This is a genomic window from Streptomyces albidus (ex Kaewkla and Franco 2022) (assembly GCF_013870515.1).
In the GTDB taxonomy this organism is placed as follows: Bacteria; Actinomycetota; Actinomycetes; order Streptomycetales; family Streptomycetaceae; genus Streptomyces; species Streptomyces albidus.
Genome location: NZ_JACBXA010000313.1, coordinates 1 through 5827, shown reverse-complemented (window position 1 = coordinate 5827; position 5827 = coordinate 1). Strand labels below are relative to the sequence as shown.

Sequence of the window (5827 nt, the reverse complement as noted above, 5' to 3'; positions counted from 1 at the left end):
CGACGACTGCCGCCACGGTGCCGTCGCCGCCGTCGGCGACGGGCAGGGACTCCACGCTCGCACCGGGACGGACCCGCTGGATCCCGGCTGTGATCCGCTCGGCGACCTCCACGGCCGTCAGCGATCCCTTGAACTTGTCCGCGGCGATCAGTACGCGCGCCGTCGTCGTCATGGTTCTGCCCCTGGGTCTCTTTTGCGTTCGAACAGGCAGTCGCGCCGGTGCGACCCTATCCGGCCCGGCCCCCGGGCCACCATGGGCCATGCGACGTCAGCGCGAGCAAGTGCCACGGCCCCGGAACACGGGCCTCCGCCGCCGCCTGCTCAGATCTGCTGACGCAGCTGACGCCAGACCGCGCGGGCGGCGTGATGTCCGGACATGCCGTGCACGCCCGGCCCCGGCGGTGTCGACGACGAGCAGAGGAAGACGGCCGGGTGGGCTGTGCTGTAGGGAAGGCGGGTCAGCTTCGGGCGGAGCAGCAGTTGCAGGCCGTCGGCGGCGCCGGCGGCGAAGTCCCCGCCGACGTAGTTGGCGTTGCGAGCGGCCAGTTGGGGCGGGCCCGCCGTGGCACGGGCCAGTACGCGGTCGCGGAAGCCGGGCGCGAAGCGCTCCAGTTGACGCTCCACGGCGTCGGTGGCGTCGCCCTCCCAGCCGTTGGGGAGGTGGCCGTACGCCCAGAAAACGTGCTTGCCCTCCGGCGCCCGGCTCGGGTCGACGAGGCTGGGCTGCGCGGTGATCAGGAAGGGCCGCTCGGGTGCGCGCCCGGAGACGGCGTCGCGCAGAGCCGTGCCGATGGCCCCGGCGGTCGGCCCGACGTGCACGGTTCCGGCGCGGCGTGCCGCCTCTGACGTCCACGGGACGGGGCCGTCCAGGGCGTAGTCGATCTTGAAGACGCCCGCGCCGTAGCGGAAGTTGTCGTACGCGTTGCCCAACCCGGCGATGCGGGCGAGTGCCTTCGGCGAGGTGTCGAAGATGTAGGCGCGTGCGGGCGGCAGTTCGTCGAGACGCTTGACCTCGGTGCCGGTGTGGATCTCCCCGCCCTTCGCGCGGAGATACGCGGCGAGCGCGTCCGAGATCGCCTGCGAGCCGCCACGCGGGATCGGCCAGCCGTTCGCGTGTGCGGCGAGCGCGAAGCACAGGGCGGCGCCGCTCATGGCGGGTGTGCTCAGCGGCGCGATGACGTGGCCGCCCATGCCCGCCATCAGGGCCCGCGCCTTCTCGTCCCGGAAGCGGACGTTGAGCCAGCTGACGGGCTGAAGCGCGAGCAGCCCGAACCGGGCGAGCAGCAGCGGGTGCTCGGGAAGACGGCCGTTGAAGTACGAGCCCATGCCCAGGAAGTCCTCGGCCAGCTCGTCCCACTTGCCGAGGAACGGCTCGACCATGCGCCGGTACGTGCCGGCGTCCCGCGACCCCAGCGAGACGGCGGTCTCGCTGACGGAGCGGGAGAGCACGGCTGACGACCCGTCCGGGAAGGGGTTGGCCATGCACAGTTCGGGGTGGAGCCACTCCAGCCCGTACTTCTCCAGCGGCATCCTGTTGAAGGCGGGCGAGCCGGCGCCCGTGGGATGCACCGCCGAGCAGGGGTCGTGCCGGAAACCGGGGAGCGTCAGCTCCTCGGTGCGGGCACCGCCTCCCACGGTGTCCATCGCCTCGAAGAGCTCCACGGAGAAGCCGCGGCGGGCCAGTTCGACGGCCGCGGTCAGGCCGTTGGGTCCCGCTCCGACGACGACCGCGTCACGGATCGATGGCACTGTCGGCTCTCCCCTCGCCTTTGAGGTCACTCGCCGACGGTCAGCTGCCGGCGCGCAGCAGCCCCACCATACGCCGGGCCGTACCGGCATCCCGTGCGGCCGTGAAAGGAAGTGCGTTGCCGCCCGCGAGGCGGAAGGGCTCTCCGTCGATCGTGGCGCTGGCGCCGCCCGCCTCGGCCACCAGCAGCAGCCCCGCGGCGTGGTCCCACGCGGCCTCCCAGCTGAAGGCGACGGCGTCGACCTCGCCCTGTGCGACGCTCAGATACTCCAGGCCGGCGGAGCCGCACGGGCGGGGCGCGACACCTTGGGTACGCAGCCCGAACAGGGCCCGCTTCTGCGCCTCGGTGGTGAAGTCCGGGTGGGACGTGGCCACTTCGAGGACCTTGCCGGGCTCCGGCACGCCCGACACCAGCGCCTCTCCGTTCAGCAGCGCTCCGCCGCGGTGCCGTGCGATGGCCATCTCGTCGTGCACCGGCCCGTACGTCCAGGAGGCGAGGATCTCGCCGTAGCGGGCGAGGGCGACGAGCGTGCAGAAGCCCTCGTTGCCGCGGACGAACTGCCGCGTGCCGTCGATCGGGTCGATGATCCACACGGGCGCGTCGCCGTGCAGCGCCTCGTACGTGGAGGGCTTGGCGTGCACGGCCTCCTCGCCGACGACCACGGAGCCCGGGAGCAGCGCGGCGAGCGTGCGGGTCAGCTGCTCCTCCGCGCGCTGATCGGCGACCGTGACCAGATCGTGCGGGCCGCTCTTCTCGACGACCTCCTCCTCGGAGAGCTGCTGCCAGCGCGGCATCACCTCCTCGGCGACCGCCCGGCGGATGGCTCCCTCGACTGCCGCGACCAGCTCATCGTCGATCATGACTCAATGGAAGCACGAGCCCCGTGGGGCGAGCCCCCCGCCCGCGTCGTCCCGGGGAGCTCTGTCGTCCGCCCCCGGGTGTCCGACGGGCTCAACGCCCCACCGCGTAGCCCTGCATGCCCCGCGGATTCGCCGCCGCGCTCAGCACTCCGGTCTCGGGGTCGCGGGCCACGGCGCACAGCCGGCCCTCCGACCAGGCAGGGCCGCTCTCCACGTCGTGTCCGCGCCGGCGCAGGCCTTCGGTGACGGCCCCGCCCGCCCTGGACTCGATGGTGACGCTGCCCGGGCGCATGGCTCGCGGATAGAACGAGCCGGGGAAGCTGTCGGTGTGCCAGTTCGGGGCGTCGACGGCTCCCTGGAGGTCGAGTCCGCCCCGCACGTACGGGCGCAGCGCCGCGGCGAGGAAGAAGTGCGTCTGCCACTGGTCCTGCTGGTCGCCGCCGGGGGTTCCGAAGGCGAGCACGGGCTGCCCGTCGCGCAGGGCCAGGGAGGGGGTGAGGGTGGTGCGGGGACGGCGGCCGGGCGTCAGGGAGTTGGGAAGCCCGGGCTCCAGCCAGGTCATCTGCAGCCGGGTGCCGAGCGGGAAGCCCAGCTCGGGCACGACGGGGTTGGAGTGCAGCCAGCCTCCGCTGGGCGTGGCACTGACCATGTTGCCCCAGCGGTCGACGACGTCGATGTGGCACGTGTCGCCCTTCGTCGCACCGTCGCGGGCCACGGTCGGCTCGCCCGCTCCTGCCGCCGCCCCGGCGGCCAGGAAGGCCTCACGCCCCTCGGCGACGGCGGTGGCGTGGGCGGCCATGCGCGGGGCGAGCCCGCCGGGGCTGCCCGGCCGCAGCGCGACGGACGCCGAGTCGCCGATGAGGGCGCGGCGTTCGTCGTTGTATCCGGCGGAGAGCAGGGCTTCGACGGGGACGACGGATGCGCCGTCGGCGTCTCCGTACCAGGCTTCGCGGTCGGCCATGGCGAGCTTGGTGCCCTCGATGAGGCGGTGCACGAAGGCGGGGTCGGCGAAGCCGGTGTGGCCGGAGTCCGTGTCGGAGTCGGCGAACTCCACGTCGGCGGCGGTCAGTCCGTCGGGGAGCAGGGCGAGCTGCTGAAGCATGCTCGGCCCCTGGGACCAGGCGCCCGCCTTGCACACGGTCCAGCCGTTCCAGTCGTAGGTGGCCGGTTCCTCGTACGCCGCCTCCCAGCCCGCCAGGTCGTCGCCGGTGAGGGTGCCGGTGTGGCGTTCACCCGAGGTGTCCATGGTGGGCCGGGCCGACGCGGCGAGGAGGGCGTCGGCGATGAAGCCCTCGCGCCAGATGCGCCTCGCCGCCTCGATGCGCTGCTCGCGGCCGGGGCCGGCCGCGGCGGACTCCGCCAGCAGCCGCTGCCAAGTGGCGGCGAGGGAAGGGTTCTTCAGCAGCGCACCGGGGGCCGGGGAGCGTCCGCCGGGGAGGTAGAGCGCGGCGGAGGTGGTCCACTCGGTCTCGAAGAGCTCCCGTACGGTCTCGACCGTCTCGCCGACACGCTCGACGGCGGGGTGCCCGTGCTCCGCGTAGCCGATGGCGTAGCCGAGCACCCGCTCCAGGGACAGGGTGCCGTGGTCGCGCAGGAGGGTCATCCACGCGTCGAAGGCACCGGGTACGGCTGCGGCCAGCGGGCCCGTGCCGGGCACGAGTTCGAGGCCGAGCGAGGTGTAGTGCTCCACGCTCGCGCCGGCGGGCGCTCCGCCTTGCCCGCACAGCACCTGCACGGGGCCGTCGGCGGGCGCCAGGATGATGGGCACCTCGCCGGCCGGACCGTTGAGATGGGGTTCGACGACGTGCAGGACGAAGCCGGCCGCGACTGCGGCGTCGTAGGCGTTTCCGCCGTCCTCCAGCACCGACATCGCCGTCTGCGAGGCGAGCCAGTGTGTGGAGGAGGCCATGCCGAAGGTGCCTTGAAGGGTGGGGCGGGTGGTGAACACTGGTGGTGCGGCTCTCTCTTCGGGGTCAGGGGCGGGCGGCGTCGGGTGCGGTCCCGTCGTCCCCCACAAGATGGCATGACACCTGACGGCCGCCCGGCAGGGTCCTGTGCTGCGGCGCCTCGGTGCGGCAGCGTTCGACGGCGAGTGGACAACGGGTGTGGAAGCGGCAGTCGCCGACGGCCTTCTTCGGGTCGGCGCCCTTGAGGAGGACGGGGCTGGGCAGGTCGCCGTGGAGGACGATCCGCTCCCGCGCGCGCTGCGCGGGCGGGTCGGGAACGGGGACGGCCGAGAGCAGTGCCTGTGTGTAGGGGTGCTTGGGCGCGGCGAACAGCTCGGCGGCCGGGGCCTGTTCGACGATCTCACCGAGGTACATCACGGCGATGCGGTCGGCGAGGAACTCGACGGCCGCCAGGTCGTGGGTGATGAAGAGGCAGCCGAAGCCCCGGTCCCGTTGAAGGTCGGCGAGGAGGTTGAGGACCGACGCCTGCACGGACACGTCCAGGGCGGAGGTCGGTTCGTCCGCGACCAGAAGCTGCGGATCCACCGACAGTGCACGGGCGATGGAGACCCGCTGACGCTGGCCGCCGGAGAGTTCGTGCGGGCGCCGCGCGGCCACCTCGGGGCGCAGACCGACCTGGCTCAGCAGCTCGCCGACGCGCTCGCGCAGCGCGTCCCCCGTCGCCATCCGGTGCAGGGCGAGCGGTTCACCGACGATGCGGCCGACGGTCATCCTCGGGTCGAGTGAGGCGGAGGGGTCCTGGTAGACGAGGTGGAAGTCCTTGCGCAGCGGGCGCAGTCGGCGCCTGGAGAGCCGGGTGATGTCGACTCCGCCGATCCGGACCGTCCCGGCGGTGGGGGTGTCGAGCCGTACGACGCACTGCCCCACGGTGGACTTGCCCGACCCGGACTCCCCCACCAGGCCGACGACTTCACCTCGTCCGACCGTCAGCGACACTCCGTCGACGGCACGTACGACGCCTCCCCGAGCGGGGAAGTGCCGTACCAGATCGCGTACTTCGAGGGCGGGCGGCGCCTCGCGACCGGTGGCGGCCCCGGGTGAGTCCGGGGTGATCTGTGCTCCGGCAGTCGTCACGTTGCTGCCTCCTCGGTGGGAGTGGCGGGCGCTCCCGGTGCGCCGACGGGATGCCAGCAGGCGACCGTGTGCCCGCTGCCGACCTGGATGCCGTCGGCCTCGGTGGGCCTCTGCAGCAGGGGCCGCGAAGCGGTGCACTTCTCGTCTGCGTGCGCGCAGCGGGGCGCGAAGGTGCAGC

5 protein-coding genes and 1 pseudogene are annotated in these 5827 nt (G+C 73.2%); all 6 read right to left on the bottom strand.

The genetic code is table 11. The features are described from left to right. On the bottom strand, positions 1-172 hold a 172-nt coding region (locus H5J26_RS27605), incomplete at its 3' end, for a glycerate kinase (RefSeq protein WP_181768691.1). A 149-nt stretch (positions 173-321) separates the two neighbouring features. Further along, a complete protein-coding gene (locus tag H5J26_RS27600; protein WP_181768690.1) occupies positions 322-1749 on the bottom strand; it encodes a phytoene desaturase family protein in 1428 nt (475 codons plus the stop codon). 40 nt (positions 1750-1789) lie between these two features. Then, a complete protein-coding gene (locus tag H5J26_RS27595; protein ID WP_181768689.1) occupies positions 1790-2608 on the bottom strand; it encodes an inositol monophosphatase family protein in 819 nt (272 codons plus the stop codon). Positions 2609-2699: 91 nt separating this feature from the next. Further along, a complete protein-coding gene (locus H5J26_RS27590) occupies positions 2700-4556 on the bottom strand; it encodes a gamma-glutamyltransferase family protein (RefSeq protein WP_181768688.1) in 1857 nt (618 codons plus the stop codon). Between the two features lie 25 nt (positions 4557-4581). Continuing rightward, positions 4582-5628 (bottom strand): ABC transporter ATP-binding protein, encoded by a 1047-nt coding sequence (locus H5J26_RS27585; RefSeq protein ID WP_181768692.1) that lies wholly within the window; start codon positions 5626-5628, stop codon positions 4582-4584. A 17-nt stretch (positions 5629-5645) separates the two neighbouring features. Further along, positions 5646-5827, bottom strand: a pseudogene (locus tag H5J26_RS27580) (hypothetical protein); the annotation flags it as partial.